At 38.0% G+C, this 21890-nt stretch carries 20 protein-coding genes and 1 pseudogene; 2 read left to right on the top strand and 19 right to left on the bottom strand.

The features are described 5' to 3' along the window. Positions 1–6: 6 nt before the first annotated feature. The 17 genes from MW695_RS05500 to MW695_RS05420 form a co-directional block, all read right to left on the bottom strand. On the bottom strand, positions 7–1440 hold the full coding sequence (locus MW695_RS05500; RefSeq protein ID WP_247104047.1) for an AAA family ATPase: 1434 nt from the start codon (positions 1438–1440) through the stop codon (positions 7–9). Next, the gene (locus tag MW695_RS05495; RefSeq protein WP_247104046.1) at positions 1433–2422 is read right to left on the bottom strand and encodes a metallophosphoesterase family protein; all 990 of its coding nucleotides are present in this window, start codon (positions 2420–2422) and stop codon (positions 1433–1435) included. Before MW695_RS05495 ends, MW695_RS05500 begins: the two co-directional genes overlap by 8 nt. A gap of 101 nt (positions 2423–2523) precedes the next feature. Further along, on the bottom strand, positions 2524–3573 hold the full coding sequence (gene recA / locus MW695_RS05490) for a recombinase RecA (protein WP_247104045.1): 1050 nt from the start codon (positions 3571–3573) through the stop codon (positions 2524–2526). 244 nt (positions 3574–3817) lie between these two features. After that, complete coding sequence (locus tag MW695_RS05485) at positions 3818–5425, bottom strand: DEAD/DEAH box helicase (RefSeq protein WP_247104044.1); 1608 nt, start codon at positions 5423–5425, stop codon at positions 3818–3820. Continuing rightward, on the bottom strand, positions 5422–6675 hold the full coding sequence (locus MW695_RS05480) for a competence/damage-inducible protein A (protein ID WP_247104043.1): 1254 nt from the start codon (positions 6673–6675) through the stop codon (positions 5422–5424). Before MW695_RS05480 ends, MW695_RS05485 begins: the two co-directional genes overlap by 4 nt. Before the next feature lie 12 nt (positions 6676–6687). After that, positions 6688–7266: a CDP-diacylglycerol--glycerol-3-phosphate 3-phosphatidyltransferase gene (pgsA, locus tag MW695_RS05475; RefSeq protein WP_247104042.1), complete on the bottom strand. Its 579-nt coding sequence runs from the start codon at positions 7264–7266 to the stop codon at positions 6688–6690. A 135-nt stretch (positions 7267–7401) separates the two neighbouring features. Beyond that, positions 7402–8262, bottom strand: coding sequence for a helix-turn-helix domain-containing protein (locus tag MW695_RS05470; protein WP_252120658.1), 861 nt, complete (start codon positions 8260–8262; stop codon positions 7402–7404). Between the two features lie 18 nt (positions 8263–8280). Then, entirely contained in the window at positions 8281–9054 is a 774-nt protein-coding gene (locus MW695_RS05465) for a DUF3388 domain-containing protein (protein WP_247104040.1), read from the bottom strand. A 218-nt stretch (positions 9055–9272) separates the two neighbouring features. Beyond that, complete coding sequence (locus tag MW695_RS05460) at positions 9273–9530, bottom strand: DUF3243 domain-containing protein (RefSeq protein WP_035343825.1); 258 nt, start codon at positions 9528–9530, stop codon at positions 9273–9275. An 81-nt stretch (positions 9531–9611) separates the two neighbouring features. Continuing rightward, a complete protein-coding gene (gene ymfI, locus MW695_RS05455) occupies positions 9612–10340 on the bottom strand; it encodes an elongation factor P 5-aminopentanone reductase (RefSeq protein WP_247104039.1) in 729 nt (242 codons plus the stop codon). Next, the gene (gene yfmH, locus MW695_RS05450; RefSeq protein ID WP_247104037.1) at positions 10341–11636 is read right to left on the bottom strand and encodes an EF-P 5-aminopentanol modification-associated protein YfmH; all 1296 of its coding nucleotides are present in this window, start codon (positions 11634–11636) and stop codon (positions 10341–10343) included. After that, positions 11633–12913, bottom strand: a complete 1281-nt coding sequence (gene yfmF / locus MW695_RS05445; RefSeq protein ID WP_247104035.1) for an EF-P 5-aminopentanol modification-associated protein YfmF — start codon at positions 12911–12913, stop codon at positions 11633–11635. Before yfmF ends, yfmH begins: the two co-directional genes overlap by 4 nt. A 31-nt stretch (positions 12914–12944) precedes the next feature. Next, the gene (locus MW695_RS05440) at positions 12945–13709 is read right to left on the bottom strand and encodes a GntR family transcriptional regulator (RefSeq protein WP_247104154.1); all 765 of its coding nucleotides are present in this window, start codon (positions 13707–13709) and stop codon (positions 12945–12947) included. Then, complete coding sequence (locus tag MW695_RS05435) at positions 13690–16008, bottom strand: FtsK/SpoIIIE family DNA translocase (protein ID WP_247104034.1); 2319 nt, start codon at positions 16006–16008, stop codon at positions 13690–13692. The genes MW695_RS05440 and MW695_RS05435 overlap by 20 nt, the downstream gene beginning before the upstream one ends. Positions 16009–16120: 112 nt before the next feature. Next, a complete protein-coding gene (locus tag MW695_RS05430) occupies positions 16121–16342 on the bottom strand; it encodes a YlzJ-like family protein (RefSeq protein ID WP_247104033.1) in 222 nt (73 codons plus the stop codon). Beyond that, positions 16339–17097: a ClpP family protease gene (locus tag MW695_RS05425; protein ID WP_373646708.1), complete on the bottom strand. Its 759-nt coding sequence runs from the start codon at positions 17095–17097 to the stop codon at positions 16339–16341. Before MW695_RS05425 ends, MW695_RS05430 begins: the two co-directional genes overlap by 4 nt. 295 nt (positions 17098–17392) lie before the next feature. Continuing rightward, on the bottom strand, positions 17393–19060 hold the full coding sequence (locus tag MW695_RS05420; RefSeq protein ID WP_247104032.1) for a ribonuclease J: 1668 nt from the start codon (positions 19058–19060) through the stop codon (positions 17393–17395). A 511-nt stretch (positions 19061–19571) separates the two neighbouring features. On the opposite strand from MW695_RS05420, the pseudogene MW695_RS05415 reads away from it, so the two are divergent. Further along, positions 19572–19986, top strand: a pseudogene (locus tag MW695_RS05415) (IS5/IS1182 family transposase); the annotation flags it as partial. A gap of 74 nt (positions 19987–20060) precedes the next feature. Here the strand turns inward: MW695_RS05415 and MW695_RS05410 are convergent. Then, complete coding sequence (locus MW695_RS05410; RefSeq protein WP_247104031.1) at positions 20061–20228, bottom strand: hypothetical protein; 168 nt, start codon at positions 20226–20228, stop codon at positions 20061–20063. Positions 20229–20258: 30 nt separating this feature from the next. Then, positions 20259–20783 carry a hypothetical protein gene (locus MW695_RS05405; protein WP_247104030.1) on the bottom strand — a complete coding sequence of 175 codons (525 nt, stop codon included), beginning with the start codon at positions 20781–20783 and terminating at the stop codon, positions 20259–20261. A 176-nt stretch (positions 20784–20959) separates the two neighbouring features. On the opposite strand from MW695_RS05405, the gene MW695_RS05400 reads away from it, so the two are divergent. After that, entirely contained in the window at positions 20960–21568 is a 609-nt protein-coding gene (locus MW695_RS05400) for a TetR/AcrR family transcriptional regulator C-terminal domain-containing protein (RefSeq protein ID WP_247104151.1), read from the top strand. Positions 21569–21890: the final 322 nt, after the last annotated feature.

The raw sequence follows: 21890 nt of genomic DNA, 5'->3' as shown, positions 1-21890 counted from the left end.
CCTCCTTTATAGTAAATGTTGATGTTCCTTTTCTTTAATTTCTTGACCGCAAGTTGGACACGTTCCTTTCTGAATTAATAGCTCCAACCGCTCTTTTTCATATTTTTCAACTATTTCAGACTGAGATTGAACAAAAGCAACCCCATCTTTCATTCTTCTTTCGTATTCATTTATGGTCGAATGTAGGGAGTTTAATTTAAGCAGTTGCTTTTGCTCGTTTTCTAAAGATGAAACCTTCTCTAACAAAAGATTGACTGGCGGCAAATGCACGATTATTTTTTTTACTTCTTCGGACTGCTGCTTTGATTTGTCAAGAAGTATTCGTTGCTTCTTCAATCTCTTTAATCGTTCTTTTTCATGACTTATCTGCTCAATTTGGTTGATGTTAAGCTCGTCCACAAATGAGGTCACTTGAATAGATCTTGTCACATTTGCAAATTGCTGTTTTAAACGTTCATCACGTTGGCTAATGGCTTTAAGTGTTCTTCTACGTTCAACAACCTTCCTAAGCTGACTGTAATAACGTTCAGTTGCTTCTATCCCTTTTGTCTTATCAATCCAAAATAAACATTTGGATTGATCCTGACTCAATACATTTTGGCGCTTTTGTAAGCTTATAAGCCTTTGATAGCTCCTTAACGTAGATTCAAGCCTAACTACGCGATTCTCCCATTCTGTTACGTCCTTCACGAGTCTTAATCGATTCTGTTGAACGTTCTCTTCTTGAATCATTCTCTTACGAACATTAGCTAGTTTTTCTAATTGTTTTTTTCTTTGCATTAAAGCTTCTAGTCGTTGCATTTCTTGCCCAGCTAAATCAAGTTTCTCTTTTAGCAAATCGATATGCCCAAAAGGCTCAAGCTCTTTTGTAAGCTTGTCAATCGTTTCCTCCTCTTGTCGAGTCCGTTGATTAAGCTGTGAGACATCTCTAGTTGTTTGTCTAATAGCCATATCTAAAAAATGGGCACCGCTTATTCGACCTAGTACTTTAGCTCTTGTTGAACTTGTTTCCTCAAGCAGGAAAGGACCATCCAATTGCTGAGAAACATGCAGAGCGAGGTCATGATCTGTATCTACTCGTAAATGACCCATACCGTGTGCTTCTAGTACTTCATTAGGTACATGTATACCAAAACCTTCGAGTATTAAATCATCTTGTTCTTTTTGGCGTATCGTATATCGGTTTTTCGAAGCTGTGCGTTCACGACAAATAACTGTACCGTTTGTAAACGTAACGGTCACACGAACGAAATCAGCTGATATCCGTAAGAAATCCGTTCCTCTCGGCTGGTTAAATAGCACCCAACGCAGTGCACGTATGATCGCTGTCTTTCCACTATCAGACTGACCAACAATCATATTTAATCCTTGATCAAACTCCATATACGTATCTAGATGCGATTGGAAATTTTCAATATGCACCGAATGGATGTTATTCATATTCGCCATCCTTCCACTTTTCTTCAACTTGTGTCATTCTCCGCAATGCTTCCTTCTTCACTTTTTCTTCAACATTTTGTAAGGATGCTATCTCTTGAATAATATCACTCATTTTTAGAGATTGAAACTGTGATGCTTCTTTTACTTGCTGAACAAATGAATGTAATTTCTCCTCTTGGTGAACCGCTTTTTCTAGAAATGAACGATCTAGAACGGCATCGCCAGCTTCTGATGACGTAAGTGTTTTTTCCTGCAGGTTGACCTTGTTTCTTTCAATTGTTCCAACGATCACTTTCGGTTTACGACTTATTTCAGACCAATGATTATTCACTCTTGCTAACGCCCCAGGGTTACAAATAAATTTACCTTCTCGCTCCTTTATTCCAAACCCGCCATGAAAGTGGCCGGTTAACGTTATATCAGCAGTCGTTCCCCAAATATGATCAATTAACGTGTGTGCGACACCGTCTGGTAACGCTTTTTCGACAAGCATACTATGAACAATATGAATGGCCACATCTATGTGTTCTGCTCTAGTAGGATAGTAATCTAGCTTAGGGTCTCGTTGATCCAGATCATAATGATACGGTTGCCCACTAATTTGAATGTGAACTCCGTTAAATTCTAATAGTAAAGGCTGCTCCGGATGAATGACTGTCATCACTCCAAATGAGTCCATGAGACCTAGCATTGTACGAGAGAGAGTCTCCGGATTGTGCCCAAACGTATCATGATTACCCGCCACTACATAAATTGGAGCATTAGCTCGCTTGAAAATTTTAGCAAACTGGCCTACGACATTAGGTGATAAATCTGGACGATCAAAAACGTCACCACCATGTAAAATCACATCCACCTGCTCTTCATTTGCCATTGAAATAACTTCATCTAATTTTTTCTTTAATGTATCAACGTAACTGTCTAATCGATTTTTCGGAGTCGTTCCACGTATATGCGTATCCGTTACATACAAAAATTTCATTGTCTATCCTCATTTCCTATAAAAATGAAAGAATGATGAAAGGTATGTTAAGTCAGATGTTGACTTAACATACCTTTGTTCATTCGTCTTAGTTTATTGAATTACTTTAAATCAAACGGCACCTCTTCAAACTCTTCGTCAGAAGGAGCGGAAACCTGTACCTCGCCACTAATTCCATAATGCTCACGAATCATTCCTTCTATATTCTCTGTTATATCAGCATTTTCCTTCAAGTATTGCTTAGCATTCTCTCGTCCTTGTCCCATCTTTTCACCTTCAAATGAGTACCAAGCTCCACTCTTTTGAACAATATCAAGGTCAGCTGCCATATCCAAAATAGAACCTTCTCGAGAGATTCCTTCTCCATACATAATATCCACTTCCGCCACCTTAAATGGAGGAGCTACTTTATTTTTAACAATTTTAATCTTTGTCTTATTTCCTACCATATCATTCCCTTGCTTAAGCGTTTCTGCTCGTCGAACTTCAAGGCGTACAGAGGAATAGAATTTCAAAGCACGACCACCAGGCGTTGTTTCTGGATTTCCAAACATAACTCCGACCTTCTCACGAATTTGGTTAATAAAAATCGCAATCGTCTTAGATTTATTAATAGCACCAGATAGCTTACGAAGTGCTTGTGACATCAAGCGAGCCTGTAACCCTACGTGGCTATCACCCATCTCTCCTTCAATTTCAGCTTTAGGTACGAGTGCTGCAACACTATCGATAACAATCATATCAACCGCACCACTTCGTACAAGCGCTTCAGCAATTTCTAATGCTTGCTCACCTGTATCAGGTTGCGAAAGTAATAATTCATCAATATTAACCCCAAGCTTTTGCGCATAAACAGGGTCTAATGCATGTTCAGCATCGATAAAAGCAGCTTGACCTCCATTGCGTTGAATTTCAGCAATTGCATGTAGTGCAACTGTCGTTTTACCTGATGATTCCGGCCCATACACTTCAATAACTCGACCCTTTGGATATCCGCCTACTCCTAACGCAATATCAAGAGCTAGAGCGCCACTAGAAATTGTTGATACTCTTTGCTCAGCTTGTTCACCAAGCTTCATAATAGACCCTTTTCCAAACTGTTTTTCTATTTGGCGTAATGCCATATCTAATGCAGCTTTACGTTCACTCATTATTAAACCTCTCCTCTATATAAAACTATTCTTTTTACTATTTTTACTTTCTAGAAGTTAACACTATCATAACCTGTTTTTCATCTTTTGCCAATAGTTTTTACGAACATTTATTCGGTTTTTTATTTTGATAACTAAATTAAATGGGTTTGATAACGAACATAAAGTAGGATGTAAAAAGGGGAAATAGATGGTTTGTCCCAAAATACATCGTATCTCCGGGACAAACCTAACAAATTATTGATCAACGTTCATTTCGGGTAGGGGTTCTTCTTTCACGCTTTGGACGAGGTTTAGCCGGTTCCAAGTTCACTCTAGCACCATTCAAACGTGAATAGCGAAGCGCTTCATAGACAAATGGAGCGACATCTTCAGGCACCTCGACAAATGTGAAATTTTCAAAAATGTCAATTTTCCCGATAGTCTTAGCAGGAATACCTACTAATTCGGAAATTTCATCAACTAGAATTTTTGGTGTCAATTGAATATTACGACCAACGTTAATAAAGAAGCGGACCATTCCTTTTGCGCCACCTGTTTCACCAAATTGATAGCCAGATTCTTCAACTGAAGAATCAGTTGAAAAATTCATCTTCAATAAAGCAGCAATAACGTCTTCTGCTTGATGTTCTTGTAAAATCTCTTCAACAAGTGGTGAAAATAGTTCGTTTGCCCCTTCTTCTACTTGGTCACTAATTAACTTTTTCCATGAGCTTTGTTGCTTTTCTACTACTTCTTCAATCGTTGGAACTTCTTGAGAAGGAATAGGCATTTTAATTTCTTTTTCAATTGAACGCAAATGCTTCATTTCTCTTGGCGTCACTAATGTTAAAGCTAAGCCTTTTTTGCCAGCACGACCTGTTCGACCAATTCGGTGAACATAACTTTCAGGGTCCTGTGGAATATCATAGTTAATAACATGTGAAACATTTTCTACATCAATTCCTCTAGCTGCAACATCTGTCGCAATGAGAAATTCAATTGATGAATCACGAAACTTCTTCATCACAGCATCACGTTGTGACTGTGTTAAATCCCCGTGTAAGCCATCAGCTAGATAACCTCTAGCTTGCAGAGCCTCCGTTAATTCAGCCACACCTTTTTTCGTTCGACAAAATAAAATACCTAAATCGATATCCTCACTATCAATAATTCGACATAAGGAATCAATTTTATTTCGTTCCAACACTTTAAAATACATTTGATTAATTAATGGTGCTGTTACTTCACCTTTGTTAATCGTAACGGTCTTAGGTGACTTCATGTATCGTTTAGTCAGTTTTCGAATGGCTGGAGGCATCGTTGCTGAGAACAACAAGGTTTGGCGCTCATGATTTACTTGACGCAAAATCGTTTCAATATCATCAACAAACCCCATATCAAGCATTTCATCTGCTTCATCTAATACAACAGTATGGACTTGGTCTAACTTTAACGTTTTTCGTCGTAAATGATCTAATATTCGACCAGGTGTCCCAATTGCAACCTGAACTCCTTGCTTCAAAGCTTTAATTTGATGTCCAATTGATTGGCCACCATAAATCGGCAATGTGCGGATTTTTTTATGCACAGATAATTTTTGTAATTCACCTGATACTTGAATCGCTAATTCTCGTGTTGGCGTTAATATTAGAGCCTGAACAAAGCGCTCTTGTGTTACTTTTTCTACAACCGGAATTCCAAATGCAGCTGTCTTCCCAGTACCAGTTTGTGCTTGACCAATCACATCTCCTCTTTCAAGGATGACCGGTATAGCTTTCTCTTGAATAGGTGATGGTTCTTCAAAGCCCATCTCTTTAATTGCACGCTTAATTGGTTCTGAAATTTGAAAATCATTAAAATTCGTTGTCATTCTGTTTTACTCCACCTTTTCAATTCGTTCAACAAATAAAAGCAGCCATATTTCACGGCTTTATTTGCAATTTCATTTCTCTCACCAGATAAATCTAATTGATAGGATACTGGCTCATTAGCAATTCCTGCAATGGCGATATACACTTCACCTATCCGTTTGCCTTCTTGAGGTGTTGGACCAGCAACACCTGTGAAGCTAATGGCGATGTCTGAGTCACATTTCCTTTTAGCTTGAAGTGCCATTTCTTTGGCACACTTATGACTGACGACTCCTTCATTTTCAATGATATGCTCAGAAATATTTAATAGCTTTTTCTTTACACTTGTCGCATATGCAACAATTCCTCCTAACAGGACATCACCCGCACCAGGATGTGAACTAAGCTCTTTTGCAAATAATCCACCAGTAAAACTCTCTGCTGTAGCTATCGTACATTTTTTTTCTTGTAATTGCAAAAAGGTTTGCTCAACAATCGATGCATCACCATATCCATAGAAGTATGGTCCAACTCGTTTTTGTATTTGCCCTTCTAAGTCATCTAGCATTTGCTGCCGTAAACCAGCATTCTGATGTTTGACCGTTAATCTAAGTGTTACTTCTCCATCTCCCGCTAAAGGAGCAATGGTAGGGTTCGTTTGCCGTTCGATAAGGTCCAAAATCTCTGTCTCTAGTTGTGACTCACCTATCCCAAAAAAACGAAGCACCCGAGATTCAATAACAGACGAAGAATTGCCCTCAGCTAAAATATGAGGACGAAGCTCGTCGTCAAACATTGGTATCATTTCTTTTGGTGGTCCCGGCAACAAAACGATACATTTTTCACCTCTAGAAATCACCATGCCTGGAGCCATACCGTATCGATTGATCAAAACCTTACTATCCTCAATAATTAAAGCTTGTTTCTTATTATTCTCAGACATTGGTTTATTTCGTTGTTTAAAAAAACTAGCTATTTTCGCTAAAGAGGGCTCATCATAAATTAATGATTTCCCTAAAATAGCAGCTAACGTTTCCTTCGTTAAATCATCCTTTGTTGGACCTAATCCGCCTGTGAAAATAAGGAGATCAGCTCGCTCCAAAGCCTTTTCTGTGACTGCACGTAACCTTATATCGTTATCACCAACAGTCGTTTGGTAATAAACATCTATTCCTAAGCCTGCTAATTCCTTAGAAAGGTACGCTGCATTCGTGTTTACAATTTGTCCTAAAAGCAACTCTGAGCCGACAGAAATAATTTCAGCATCCATATGTTCGACCACCTAATTGTTAGAATTCATCAATACCTGTTTGTTTTTCTTAAAATAGTCTACACCTGACAATACTGTTATAATAGTTGCAGCCCAAATAGCAATCCCAGCAAAAGGGAAAGAGATTGGCTGGAATGGCCAATTATGTAAAAGAAGCGCTGATATTGCTACGATTTGAATGACCGTTTTCAGCTTTCCTAGTGAACTTGCGGCAATCACTACTCCATCAGCAGCAGCTACTAGACGAATACCTGTAACAGCAAACTCACGACTAATAATAATAATCGCCATCCATGCAGGCAACAATTGCAATTCCACTAAACCGATTAAAGCTGCGGTAATTAACAATTTATCGGCCAATGGATCAAGGAACTTCCCCAAGTTCGTTACAAGGCCTAGCTTTCTTGCATAGTAACCATCTAGCCAATCCGTTGCTGCAGCCAGTATAAAAATCAGAGCAGCCATTAAATGGTTTAGTGGCATCTCAGTACCGAGAAACGACACTTCTACCCAGGAAGGAATTAACAAAATAATCATAAAAATAGGAATTAAGCATATACGAGATATCGTAATTTTATTAGGTAAATTCAAAATAGTCCCTCTTTTCACAATTCAAACTGATTGAATAACATCCATATTGTATCATATGAACAAATCATTTCACCACTGATTTGTGACCCTTAAAAGTGCATGAATGAAAAAAGCTGTCACTACTGCAAGCGACAACTATTCTTCAAAATCGATAATTGTAATATGAATCTTTTGATGTACAGAATCAGTTGGGAAATCTACAAGCTGATCGTCAATAAACAATTGAACATCGGTGGATCGTCCAAAGTTAAAAATCAGCTCCTCTTCCTCAGAGAAATCAAATTCGATATCTTCACCTGTATCTGACATATATAATGTTCGTCCTAATCCATTTTGGATGTCAATGTATGAAGTCCCATCCATTTCAATTCGTACATGGTCAAATAAGGCTCCGGTTAGCTCATAAAGTGATGTAATTCCTTGTGTTTCAACAAAATTTAATTCAATTGGATCCGGCTCAGGTTCAGGCTCTTCTTCAACTAACTCATCTTCGTTACCTTCATCTTCTTCATTTACGTCAGAGTCTTCATCATCCGTTTCATAAAAATCACCTTCGACATTTTGATTCATATCAGGTTGCTCAGCTCCATCTGCTGCTAAGTAATTTTGAATAATAATTGTAGTTACTACCGCAATAATAGCAAGTATAACAATCGTTAAGATCGTTGTTAGCACAGGCTGAGACTTTGAACGTTTCGTCGGCCTTGCTGATATATTGGAACGTTTTGTACGTGATGGCAACTGAACCGTTTCTTGTTTGGGATTAGGTAATTCACTTTTAAATTGATCAAATAACTCTTCAGGGTCTAACCCAATTGATTCAGCATAAGTTTTTATAAACGCTCTAGCATAGAACTGTCCAGGTAAGCGATCATAGTGACCTTCTTCAATCGCAATTAAGTATCGCTTCTGAATTTTTGTCGTTCGTTGTAAATCATCAAGTGTGATATTATTTTGCTCCCGAATTTCCTTTAAATGTTGACCTAATTCAGACAATCTTAACACCTACCTACTTTAACTAATATCAAAAGAGGAAAAACCAGATTCGACAATTTCATACGTGATTTCTTCTTTATCATCATTTCGTAATTCAATGATACAATCAAAATCATTCAACTCATATTCTGACTCACGGACAAAAATATCAGGGTGCTCAACGACTTTCACAGCAGGCAACCTCATAATATCACGAACAAGACTCTTATGCTTTTCTGTTGAACGCATCGTCGTTACAATCCCATCAATGATAAAAATATGATCATCCGTGTATTCATCTTCCGCTAATTGACTTCTTACTGTTTGTCGTAATAGAGTCGAGGAGATAAACGACCATCTTTTATTTGCACAAACACTTGCTGCAACAATAGACTCCGTTTTTCCGACTCGCGGCATCCCACGAACACCAACGAGAAAATGACCATCACGTTTAAACATTTCTGCCAAAAAATCAACGAGTAGCCCTAATTCGTTACGAACAAAACGAAATATTTTCTTATCATCCGCATCGCGTTCAATATATCGTCCATGTCTAATCGCAAGTCGATCTCTCACCCTCGGTTCACGTACTTTTGTCAATGTAATGTCTTCCATCTTATGTATAATTGATTCTAACCTTATGACTTGATCATCGTGTGTACTTCTAATTAGCATGCCACGTCTTTTATTTTCAACACCATTAATCGTAACTATATTAATTTCCAACATACCAAGTAACGAGGAAATATCTCCAAGTAAACCAGGGCGATTTTTATGAATCTCATACTCAATATACCATTCCTTAATCGTCATTTCCTTCATCCTTTACGTCAGTTGGTAGTTACTTACTTTCATCATAATGGATTTTAAATACAAATGAAAGAACTTTGTCGTAATTCATAACAAAATATCGAGAAAAGAATTCAAAGCTCTATAAGTGCAATGATCATATCGCATTTCTCCCTATTTTATATAAAAGAAAAGTGCCCCATATTGGATGGAACACTTCACTTTTTCAAGCTATGTCTTCATTAATGACTACCCTCATTTTGAACAAGCTTAACCATCATATTTGCAATTGCATGCTGTTCTTGTTCATCAGCAACATTCCATAATTCAGCTAACACACGCTCTTGCTCATTTTTAGGTTCAACTTGTTGTGCCAAATACTCTCCAACTTGATAAGCGACATCAGATACAACATTAGCTGACATCCCCTCATCAGAAGCTTGATGCAGCCGATCACCTAGAAAATCTTTCCATTGCTCCCAATTATCGAGAACGGACATGGATACCCCCTCCTTCTTCATGAACTTCAATTGTATTTTTTGTTGTTCTTTTGAAGAATATGCATTCTATTAGGAAAAGATTTAACAATACCATGCCCCATTAACAGAAATAATTTGTCCGTTAATATAATTTGCTTGATTAGAATGGAGAAATGCAACGAGCTGACTAACCTCTTTCGCTGATCCTAAACGATTTGCTGGTATTTCATCCTTTAATAAATCAATATGTTCTACACCATGCTCCGTAAGCATGCTCGTATTAATCGCACCTGGTGCAACACCATTTACTTGAATATCATTTGGCGCTACCTCTTTTGCTAATGCTTTCACAAAACTATTCATTCCGCCCTTTGCTGCTGAATACGTCACTTCACAGGAAGCTCCTGTTAACCCCCATATCGAGGAAATCATAATAATTTTCCCCTTTTTCGCACGGATCATATTAGGCAAAAGCGAGCGAGTTATTTTCATAGGATTAATAAGATGAATGTTTAATAATGAATCTAAATGAAGATCGGTTGTACTCGTAAATAATTGAAATTCACTCATACCTGCATTATGAATAATGGAATATACATTTTCTGCCTCCACAAGACCCTCAATAAGCTGCTTGGCTCCTTCCTGAGCTGATAAATCAGCTTGAATCAATTTAACAGTCGCCCCTTTTTGCAGGCACACTTCCCTTACTTTCTGTATCATTTCTTCATTTTGATGATAATGTAAAAAAAGAGAGCATTCTGGAGATGCTAGCTCTTTAGCTATTTCAGCGCCAATCCCTCCAGAAGCTCCTGTTATGACGATTTCTTTCATTTATTCTTGATACCCCTCAGGTTTGACTTGGAATACTGTAAACCGTTCGAAGTCAAAATGTTCTTGTAAACCTTGCTTTAAATCGTGAATCGTTATTTCTTCTAACGTAGGTACAACATCAAATAAATTCATTTCATTAAATTGATATCTTGTGAATTGGTTAGCAATGAACTCTGGAGAATTTAATGATCGTAAAAAGAAACCAATTTTCTTTTTAATCGTTCGAGCAACATGATCCTCAGAAAGTTGTTCGCTTTTAAATGTAGTAACCATATTCTTCACCTGAGCCGCTAGCTTATTGGGCTTGCTCGTATCTCCGCCTATAACAGAAAAACCAAAGCCAAATTCAGCTGAATAATCAAAGGAAAAGCTATCATCAATTAACCCTTCAGCAAATAACTCCTGGTAATTATTAGAACTTTGACCGAACATAAGATCAAGCAAAATTGAAACAATTAATTCACGACGTAATAAATCTTTGCCCTGTCTTTGCACACCTATATCTTTAAATCCCATTAAACATTTTGGTGTTTGAACAGGCATGTTCAGTACTTCATGTTCCTTTGCTACCTTATTAGGTTCTTCGTCGAAGTAACGTTTAATGTCTTCTGGTGAAGCGAATTCTTTTTTCTGCTGATTTCTTTTTACTTGCTCCATGACCTCTCTAGGATCAACTGGTCCGACAATGAATAACAACATGTTACTCGGATGATAGAACGTATGGTAGCACGTATAGAGCAAATCTTTTGTAATAGGCGCAATCGACTCAATGGTCCCAGCAATATCAATTTTGACGGGATGAGTATGAAACATATTACTAATGACTCCAAAATACGCTCTCCAATCAGGATTATCATCATACATCGTAATTTCTTGATTGATAATTCCTTTTTCTTTTTCCACACTCTCCTCGGTAAAATAAGGGTGTTGAACAAAATCGACAAGCGTTTCTAAATTTTCTTCAACTTTGGTTGTACTGGAAAATAAATAGGCTGTACGTGTAAAGCTTGTAAATGCATTAGCTGAAGCTCCTTGCTTACTAAATTGTTGAAAGACATCTCCTTCTTCATCTTCAAACATTTTATGCTCAAGAAAATGTGCGATTCCATCCGGAACTTTAATAGCATCTTTTAAGCCAATTGGCTTAAAATGATTATCAACAGATCCATATTTTGTTGTAAAGGTTGCATATGTTTTATTAAATTGCTTTTTTGGTAAAATATAAATATTTAAGCCATTATCTAATTGTTCATGGTACAACGTCTCTTCAATCTGTGTAAATGTGACGGGCTTCATGCGCCTTCCTCCTTCCCTTTTAAGAAGTAAATCGTATCAAGCTTAACTTTATTCGCTGCTTCGATAACGTCTTCCTTCGTCACTTGATCAACACTTAATAACCAATCTGATAATGAACGATTTGAACCACTAATGACTTGGTGGTAGTGGAGTTCAACAAGCCCTCTCGCCACATCGGCGGTTTCTAAAATTTGATTTTTTAACATCGCCTTTGTTTGCTCCAGTTCTCCTTCTGAAAACTCTCCATTTCTCATCGCTTCTAATTGTTCATTAATAATGTCTACCGCCCGATCGTATTTACTAAACTCAATTCCTGACATGACCATCATAATCCCTTTATGGCTTTCGAGCCTGGAGGCTGCATAATAAGCTAGACTTTCCTTTTCTCTTACATTAATAAATAGCTTCGAGTGAGAAAAGCCACCGAAAATACCATTAAACACTTGAACTGCAACATAATCAGCATCCCCATATGTTGTATAAGTACGATAGCCTAAATGAAGCTTTCCTTGCTTAACATCTTGGTTTTCATGGACGATGTTCACTTTCTCCACTTGCGGACTTTCTAACGTTCCTCCGACAACGACTTGACGGTCTGGTAGTTCAAAAGCCTGTTTAACCTTTTCTAGCGTTTCCTGTTGATCTAGTGCACCGACGAGATATAAATCGAATGCATTTGTTTGCAGTAATTCAATATAGTATTCATATAAAGCTTCGGCACTAATTTCTTCAACGTCTTCAACTGTTCCAAATGAAGTTAATGCGAAGTTCTCACCTTTGCACATTTCCTCTGTCACACGCACATTGGCATAACGCATTTTATCATCATAGACTGATTGGATGCGTTGCTTTAATGACCGCTTTTCCTGCTCCACAATTTGTTCCGAAAAAAGGCCATTTTCAAGAAATGGATCTGTTACCACTTCCGCTAGAAGGTTCAGAGCGTTCGTAAACAAAGGAGTAGAATCACTCAAAAACCGTTCATTAGCAACATCCATCATAAATGTGATAACATGTTCTTCACCTTTTTTTTGTACATCTGTCGTTAATGTTGCACCGTACATAGCATCAAGTCGTTCACGTAATGCTTTTCGCGAAGGGGAGCTGCTTGTGCCATTTTGTAAGACGTGCCCAAGCAGAGCTCGCTTTGCTACCGTTTCTTTATTTAATGGGGCACGTATTAGTAGTAATAATGTATTCGTTTTGTATTTATCCGTGGGCATCAAATGAACGGTGAGCCCACCTTGCTTTTCAACCTTTTCGATAATAGACTGCATCTGATCATCTCCTTTTTCTGTCATGCATAGGTTATGCTTTAACACGAGTTCTTACAACGTGGAATTTAAATTTATCAGCACGAAAATAATTATAGGAATAGAGTACTGGTTGTTCGTTCTCATCATAATGCATTTGCTTTAGCAATAATAATGTGGATTCAGGATCACATTCTAACATTTCTGAAATTTCATTATCATAGCCAATCGGCTCTATATGCGTAACAGCATACGTAATCGTATGACCTACATCTTCCAAAAAATGAAAGATGGATTTAATTTCATGTATAGAATGATTTTCTACGAATCGATACGGGATGCGATCTAAACAGTAGACTACCGGTACACCATCAGCCGTTCGTATTCGCTTGAGTGCTAATATTTCTTTTAATTCTTCTTCTTTAAACTGATAGCAGTCTTCCTCTGTCGCTTCATGGACTGCAGACGATAAATAAATAGTGCCAGGTGCCATTTTCGCCTTAAAAATCATATCCGTCACACTTTGAAGTTCTTCAATACCTGCAGAAAACAACGGTTTTGAGTGAACAAAAGTCCCCACTCCATGGCGGCGAATCACAACCCCATCCTCTTCTAATACTCGTAAAGCTTCTCGCAATGTAGCTCGACTTACACCTAAATTTTTTGAAAGTTCAAACTCTGATGGGAGCTTTTCCCCTTCTGCATATAGGTTGTTATCAATATCGTCTTTTAACCGTTCGATAACTTGTAAATATAAAGGTCTCTGATCTGCTTTAATCAAGTTTGCCACTCCTTCCCCATTACGATGTTGCTTCGTCATCATTTCGTTTGCTAATTAAAACTTCTCTTGGCTTACTACCTTCATACGGTCCAACAATCCCTCGTGCTTCCATTTCATCAATTAACCTCGCTGCTCTCGTATAGCCAATACGAAACCTTCGTTGAAGCATGGACACAGACGCAGTATTCATTTCAACAACTAATTCTACCGCTGAATCATAAAGCTCATCAGCTACTTTTTCTTCAATGATGGGCTCTTCAGAAGGAGTCATTTCTTCTTCGTATTGCGCTTTTTGCTGTGAAATAACATATTGAACAACAGACTCTACTTCATGATCAGATAGAAAAGCACCTTGAACTCTCGTTGGTTTTGTAGCTCCTACTGGCAAGTAAAGCATATCTCCTCGACCTAATAGCTTCTCGGCACCACCTGAGTCTAGAATTGTACGTGAATCCGTTTGAGAAGAGACACCAAATGCAATTCGAGAAGGGATATTCGCCTTTATGACACCTGTAATGACATCTACTGAGGGACGCTGGGTTGCGATAATCATATGAATACCCGCTGCTCGTGCCATTTGTGCTAATCTTGCAATCGAATCTTCAACATCTCCAGATGCTATCATCATTAAATCAGCCAACTCATCGACCACAACAACAATATATGGTAGCATCGGCTGTTTTGCGTCCTCCTCTTCATTTTGACGACGTACAAGCTCGTTATATCCTTCAATGTTTCTCGTTCCTGTATGAGAGAACAAATCGTAACGCCTTTCCATTTCTGCAACAACTTTTTTCAACGCCTGTGAAGCCTTCTTTGGCTCTGTTACTACTGGTGTTAACAAATGAGGTATACCATTGTATACAGTCAATTCAACCATTTTTGGATCAATCATCATCAATTTTACTTCATGAGGTTTTGCCTTTAATAATAGACTGACAATAATACCATTAATACATACACTTTTACCGCTTCCTGTTGCCCCAGCAACAAGCAAGTGTGGCATTTTATTAAGATGAGCTAAAACTGGATTTCCAGAGATATCCCGTCCTAAGCCAACAGCAAGTACATTTTCCTCTTTCTTTGATTGTATCGAATCTAACACTTCTCGTAGTGTAACGACAGCGATTTCATGGTTAGGAACCTCAATACCTATGGCTGACTTACCTGGAATAGGCGCTTCCATTCGTATATCCTTAGCAGCAAGTGCTAATGCAAGGTCATCTGCAAGGTTTACGATTCGACTAACCTTGACACCAACATTAGGGTAAACTTCATATTTCGTAACTGCTGGTCCTAAATGGACCTTCGATACTTTCGCTTTCACACCAAAGCTCTCTAACGTTTGCTCTAATTTCTTCGCATTTGCTGTAAGCTGTTTTTTTTCATTTGATTGACTTGGATTATTAGGTAAACTCAGTATATCCATATCAGGTAAGAGGTAATCTTTATTTAACTCTTCTCCTGTAACTAAATGATTACTCATATCCGTTGATAATTGAGCCTCGGAACTCTTTTCCAAATCTAACGACACGTTCAAATCATTTTCTTTTTCCTCGTCTACGCTTTCCTGTTGACCTACTCGCTGCGTGAAATCGACTATTTCAGGCTCTGATTCTTGAACCTCCAATTCTTGTACATCCACCTCTTGCTCTTTCTTTCGTTCATTATAAACTTGCTTTTCTTCTTTTAATCGATTCATGAAAGATTTCCACGCTTGCTTACTTTCGACTCCTAGATGATGGAATGTATCGAAAATAAACGTATAAAATCTTCTAAAGCCTTTACTCATTAAATTAGATATCGATTTGCCTGTTAACAGGATTATTCCAACTACAATTAGAATAACACCAAAGAAATATGTACCTGCTTCGGCAAATAGAAAGTGACTAATAGCGAATGAAAAAGCTCCTACCATTCCACCACCAAGGTCATCGATTGGAGCTTGTCCACGCATTTCCAGCCAAAAAAGTCTCCATGTTTGACGAATAACGGATTGATCCTCGAATCCTTCCCTCCCACTTAGCTGATTAAATAAGCTAATATGTGCTAACAAGCTAAATGCGAGTGCAATCACATACACCCCAGACATGCGTCGAGACCAAAAAACCGGAGTCTTTCGCTTAATCATTAGATACAGCGCAGTTCCAAGTAATGCGATGGCAAGTAAGATAAACCACTCACCTAAAAAGAAACGGAATAATCGAACAAATACTTCCCCTACCGTACCTAGACGTGCAAATGTAACAACGGCAATGACTAATAAGCCGAGACCGATGAGCTCATATGTAAGTTGTGACTTAAACTCGGTTTTTCTTTTTTTCTTTCGTCTTGCCAATTCATTCACCTCTACTTAAAAGACATACTAGAAGAAGCAGTCAATTATTGACTGCTTCTGACGATCCTTTGCTGAACATAATTATAGCACAAGAAGAAAGGGGACTAAACTACTAAAGTTGGGGATTTGCTTGAATAATCGTTCCAGGTGTATATTTCTCATTTAAAAAATCATTTGCATTGCTACTTAATAACCTAACAATTCGATATTGAGATGGGTTAATTTGCTCAACAATAAGTGGCCCAGCTTCACTAGAAATCACTTTTTGAGTAAAAAAAGTATGGTCATCATGAGGAAAGATATATTCCTGTGGCATCATCGTATATAAGATCATTGAATGACATCTCCTTCAGGCTTTTCCTTTTTATATTGCTCAATTAATTCATTTAACTTAGCTAATGCCTGACCAATACCACCAACTTCATTTATAAGCCCATATGAAACCGCATCCGTCCCTACTACATTTGTACCGATATCTCTAGTTAAATTCCCTTTTGAAAACATTAGTTCTTTAAACTTCTCCTCACTAACCGACGAATGCTTCGTTACAAAGTTCACCACTCGTTCTTGCATTTTATCTAAATATTCAAATGTTTGAGGGACACCAATCACAAGACCCGTTAATCGAACAGGGTGTATCGTCATCGTTGCCGTTTCTGCAATATAAGCATAATTGGCAGCAACAGCTATTGGGACACCAATGGAATGTCCGCCTCCTAACACGAGGGTTACAGTAGGTTTGGACATTGATGCAACCATCTCCGAAATCGCCAAACCCGCTTCCACATCTCCTCCCACCGTATTTAAAACGAGAAGTAGCCCTTCAATTTTTGGATTTTGTTCTATTGCTACGAGCTGAGGTATAATATGTTCATATTTCGTCGTTTTATTTTGTGGGGGTAATTGCATGTGCCCTTCAATTTGACCGACGATTGTCATACAATGAATATTTGATTGCCCCATGTCAGGAACACTCGTTTGACCTAGCTCTTGGATCTTCTCCACAAGATCACTTTTTTGTTCTTTCTGTGGATTTTTTTCTGGCTGCTGTGGTGCTTGAGGATCATTTTCACTTGTTCCATACATCATTGGCCACTTTCCTCCTTTAGGCTTATCTAACCTCAGTATGCGACTAGGAAGGACTATTTATTCGACAGTCGTGAGTGAGCTATTTCGTTAGCTTCATTCACAAAATTCTCTTTTTAATCATAGTGAACCTGTGAAAGCAAATGTAACATTTGTCAGTGGTCATTTAGAATAGATAAATAGCCTGCTAAGAACCTTATTTATATAAGCGATTACGTCCACTTCATGAAGAAAGTGTGATCAAACTTAAAAAACTGACCCTATAGGTGTTTGCACCTATAGGATCAGCTTTAAATATCTATACTTCCATAATTATTGGTAAAATCATCGGTCTTCTCTTCGTTTTTTCAAACAAGAAACGACTTAACCCTTCTCTGACATTACTCTTTAAAGAAGCCCATTCATTTACTTTTTCATTTACGCACTTTGTTAATATAGACGTAACTAATTCATTCGCATCATCTAATAACTTTTCTGATTCACGTACATAGACAAAGCCTCGTGAGATGATATTTGGTCCTGAAATGAACTCTCCTGTCTTTTTGTTAAGTGTAACGACAACGACTAAAATTCCATCTTTTGATAATAAACGTCGGTCACGTAAGACAATATTTCCTACATCACCAACCCCAAGGCCATCAATTAAAACGTGGCCAGATGGAACCTTACCTGCTACTCTAGCTTGGCCATTAACGAATTCAACAACTTCTCCCTTATCAACAAGAAAAATATTTTCAGCATTCATACCTACTGTCATTGCAAGCTCTTTGTGCGCATACTGCATTCGGTACTCACCATGAATAGGAACAAAGTATGTTGGACGCATTAAATTGAGCATTAACTTCAACTCATCTTGACTTCCATGTCCCGAAGCATGAACCTTCGCTTGTCCATAGACAACCTCAGCACCAATTCGATGAAGCTTGTCTATAATAGCGGAAACTGATTTCTCATTTCCAGGAATCGCAGAAGCGGCTATAATAATCGTATCTGTCACTTTAATCGTAATTTGACGATGAGCGCCTTTAACCATTCGCGTTAGGGCAGACATCGGCTCACCTTGACTACCTGTTGTTAAAATGGCCACTTGCTCATCACGATACGTATTCACATCTTCTACTTCAGTAATTAATCCCTTAGGAATGTCTAGATAACCTAGCTTAGCAGCGATCTTAACCACTTTCAGCATACTTCTCCCAACTACCGCTACCTTACGCTTTGTCTTTACAGCAGCTTGAAGTACTTGTTGGATTCTGTGTACATTTGAAGCAAAGGTTGTGACAATAATTCGACCTTCAGCTTGATCAAATACTTCTGCTATTCCTTGTCCAACTTCAGTTTCTGACTTCGTTGAACCAGGGCGCTCTGCGTTCGTACTATCAGATAATAAACATAAGACTCCATTTTGGCCAATTGCTGCCATCTTTCCAATTTCAGCATGCTTCCCATCTACAGGTGTTTGATCAAATTTAAAATCCCCTGTATGTACAACGGACCCTTGAGTCGTCTCTACACTTATACCAACAGAGTCAGGAATGCTGTGATTTGTTCGGAAGAAAGACACAGTCGTTGAACCAATTGTTAAAATTGAATTGTGATCAACCAAATTCAATTTGACGTCTTTTAAGATTCCTGCTTCTTTTAATTTCTCTTCAACTAACCCTAATGTTAGTTTTGTCGCAAAAACAGGGACATTTATTTTCTTTAGCACATAAGAAAGACCTCCGATATGGTCTTCATGCCCATGTGTCAAAATGATTGCTTTTACTCGATCCTCATTTTCTACAAGGTAAGAAACGTCTGGAATGACGATATCTACACCTAGCATGTCATCATCAGGAAACATCAGACCTGCATCGATAACTAAAATATCTTCGTCTACTTCAACAACATACATGTTTTTACCTATTTCACCGACTCCTCCTAAGGCAAATACACGCACTTTTTCATTATTTTCTTTTGTCAATGAATGTTCCTCCTACATCAATACTCTATATTAAAATAACTTGTTTAGAAAAACCAACTTCTAAAATGACTTCAATGAATAGCTGCATATGAGAATTCCCGAGTTTCCGCCAACTACAAACCGAACATACGTACTATTCGAATGCAATAAATACATGAAGGCATACTTATACCCACTCAGCTCATCCAATACATTGATTCCATTTCTAACCCGAACAAATCATCTATCCATAGTATACATGAAAAGCAAATTAAAACACAAGACTGTCTTTCCTCGATTATACTATGAATGAACGTTATGGAAATGTTTTTTCATATGAATCAATTTCATAAATCTAACTCCTTGTGCCACAAGAGTTCCAAGGCATAAAAAAGGAAGTACCTCCCTAAATCCAGTATAATGGTAGTCGACTAAAACATCCCAAAAAGACTGGAGGAGTACTTCCTATGGCGATTATACGACAAATGAGCTTATTTAGCATGCAAGAATTATATGAGATGGAACCTACTCGAATGAGCGAGAAATAGTTGGGTTTGATCAGTATTTCGCCCCGACCTGTGTCCGCGAACACTCTTATCGTTACGATAGCTTTGACTCCAAATACGAAACGTTAAAATACACTCGACCCAAAGAGTGCCAAGGCTGTCCGTTAGCTCTGGAAGACCTTTGTCAAAACCACAACGGACCTCCGTAAATACACCGTACCCGCGAGAGGTTCAAAAGCTTGGAAAATGATTTTTAAACGTCGTACCGCAGCGGAACGGGTCAATGCCTACTTAAAAGAGTTTTTTCAATTAAACAATGTTCGAAATGGTACAGGGAAACGAGCCAAAGTTCATTTTAATCTGGTTACTTTAGTTTACAATACTTCTAAACTCGTTGTTGATCGTATTCGCGCAAGCCAAAAGCAACAACAAGCTGTATAAAGAGAATTTAAAAAGCCCCTTCAAAAATTCTGTTCGTCTCTGAATTTTTAAATGAGGCCTATTATGAAATTTATTCATATAAAGATCAATTCTGGGATAGGAAGCCGACTTTCAAACATTAACTCACCGATATTTGATTTCTTTGCTTGACCGAACATCCAAACGATAAACCCACCTCCACCAAGAAATATCACAAGACTAGCAGTTATCGTGAACATCATGAGTTTTCGATATTTCAACATACACTATAACCTCCAGTCAGCTGTCATTATTTATCTTTTTACTACATTTACCTGTGCATCTATCAATATTTTTTTATTGTGCTGTCTAAAGCTACCAAGAGATATCCAACAAAGCACATATACACTTGCAATAATAATCGTTCTACCTGTACTAAGGTTCGTCCATAGATCTGCACGGTCTTTCAACTCTTGTGAAAAGGGACCTGTGGGATCAGTCGTTGAAAACACATTAAGCTCTGGAATAAAGTACAGAAAGGTAGGAATTCTGAGCATAAGGTAAAGTCCTACAATCAAAAGTATTATGTTTCTCACTCTTTTAGCCTTCCAGCACAGGAACAACACAACGACTATTAAGATTTGAGCCAGCATGTGCAGTGGTATCCAATAATGCTCTACAGGCAGTCCATAGTCTCCTTGAAGAATGGCAAAGGATGTAGGTGGATGTGCACTCCATTGGGAAGCAACAACTACTCCTTCATAAATCGCACCACCCAGTTCAAAACCAATCACCGTGATCAAACAAATTAATGCAGCATAAGTTAATTTACTTTTCATCATCTTTTCTCTCCTTATCATAATAAAATATGCAACCAGACTATCAACGATAGGTTAACTACCAATGATAGGTTAACTCGAAAATGATATACTGTCAAGTAAACAATTCAACTTTTTTTGAAAATAGGCTAAAATAATGAATAACAATTGATTGAAAGGGGTACTTATAGTTGACTATGGAAAACGATGGACACCATAAAATGTTGGATAAATCCAAAATCGTACGTGTTGCACTAGAGATCCTCCAAGAAGAAGGTTACAAAAGCATTACGATAAGAAAAATTGCAGAAAGGTTAGGTATTAAGAGCGCCTCACTATATTGGCATATAAAAAATAAAAACGAATTGCTCGAATTAGTGGCTGATGAAATATGTAAAAACATTCCGTTTCCAAATAAAGATGTAGATTGGGATGAACAATTAATGATGATCGCAAAGGAATGGCGTGGCAAACTTTTATCCATTCGAGATTCCGCTATTGTTATAGCCGAAACTGCTCCGACCACACCTTATCGCAGACAATTAATTGATGAGATTCATGGCATCTTTAAGAAGGCAGGTATGGGTCATAAAGAGGCTTTCTCAGCTTTATGGTTCTTCAACACGTACACGATTTCATTCATTCTGGAGGAGTACCGATTTTTAGAAATCGCCAATAAAGATTCAGTTAATCCCGCCCTAGAGACACCGTCTTCCATAAACCTGACCATTCCGGACATGGATCAAGAGTTTCAGTTTGGGATGGAAGTTATGATCACTGGATTAAAGGGGAAGATTGACCTGTAATCAAGTAGAAAAATAAGTGCATGTAACTGAACGTCGACGCCCTTAAGCTGACGCATACTCTAACATAATTACACCTCCAACAGTAGCACTTAAAACTCCAAATGTAGAGTATATCCAATTATAGCGCAATAATTATTAATAATTGCGTTTAAATATGGAGGGAAAATAAATGGATTGCCCACTTACTTACTCTATCGAGTTAGCATGGGCAATCTCATTTACAAACTTTTATCTTCTTCATCCTCACCAAATAAAAAGCCACGGCCGATCAGAAGACTCAACGAAATACGGAAGGGAGCTAATCCGAACGTGCTGTCATTTA

Source organism: Halalkalibacter sp. APA_J-10(15), from assembly GCF_023017105.1.
GTDB lineage: Bacteria > Bacillota > Bacilli > Bacillales > Bacillaceae_D > Halalkalibacter.
This window is presented reverse-complemented; position numbering and strand designations above follow the sequence as displayed.

Coding starts and splice junctions, on each gene's coding strand:
- MW695_RS05460 (WP_035343825.1), bottom strand. CDS start 9,530: ATGTCCGTTCTCGATAATTGGGAGCAATGGAAAGATTTTCTAGGTGAT.
- MW695_RS05465 (WP_247104040.1), bottom strand. CDS start 9,054: ATGACGATTAAGGAATGGTATATTGAGTATGAGATTCATAAAAATCGC.
- yfmH (WP_247104037.1), bottom strand. CDS start 11,636: ATGAAGCCCGTCACATTTACACAGATTGAAGAGACGTTGTACCATGAA.
- ymfI (WP_247104039.1), bottom strand. CDS start 10,340: ATGAAAGAAATCGTCATAACAGGAGCTTCTGGAGGGATTGGCGCTGAA.
- MW695_RS05440 (WP_247104154.1), bottom strand. CDS start 13,709: ATGACGAAGCAACATCGTAATGGGGAAGGAGTGGCAAACTTGATTAAA.
- MW695_RS05485 (WP_247104044.1), bottom strand. CDS start 5,425: ATGACAACGAATTTTAATGATTTTCAAATTTCAGAACCAATTAAGCGT.
- MW695_RS05405 (WP_247104030.1), bottom strand. CDS start 20,783: ATGAAAAGTAAATTAACTTATGCTGCATTAATTTGTTTGATCACGGTG.
- MW695_RS05410 (WP_247104031.1), bottom strand. CDS start 20,228: ATGTTGAAATATCGAAAACTCATGATGTTCACGATAACTGCTAGTCTT.
- MW695_RS05430 (WP_247104033.1), bottom strand. CDS start 16,342: ATGATCTTATATACGATGATGCCACAGGAATATATCTTTCCTCATGAT.
- MW695_RS05495 (WP_247104046.1), bottom strand. CDS start 2,422: ATGAAATTTTTGTATGTAACGGATACGCATATACGTGGAACGACTCCG.
- MW695_RS05480 (WP_247104043.1), bottom strand. CDS start 6,675: ATGGATGCTGAAATTATTTCTGTCGGCTCAGAGTTGCTTTTAGGACAA.
- MW695_RS05400 (WP_247104151.1), top strand. CDS start 20,960: ATGGAAAACGATGGACACCATAAAATGTTGGATAAATCCAAAATCGTA.
- MW695_RS05500 (WP_247104047.1), bottom strand. CDS start 1,440: ATGAATAACATCCATTCGGTGCATATTGAAAATTTCCAATCGCATCTA.
- MW695_RS05425 (WP_373646708.1), bottom strand. CDS start 17,097: ATGATGTATGGAACAAGTGAAAATGATCCTCAAGCACCACAGCAGCCA.
- yfmF (WP_247104035.1), bottom strand. CDS start 12,913: ATGCAGTCTATTATCGAAAAGGTTGAAAAGCAAGGTGGGCTCACCGTT.
- recA (WP_247104045.1), bottom strand. CDS start 3,573: ATGAGTGAACGTAAAGCTGCATTAGATATGGCATTACGCCAAATAGAA.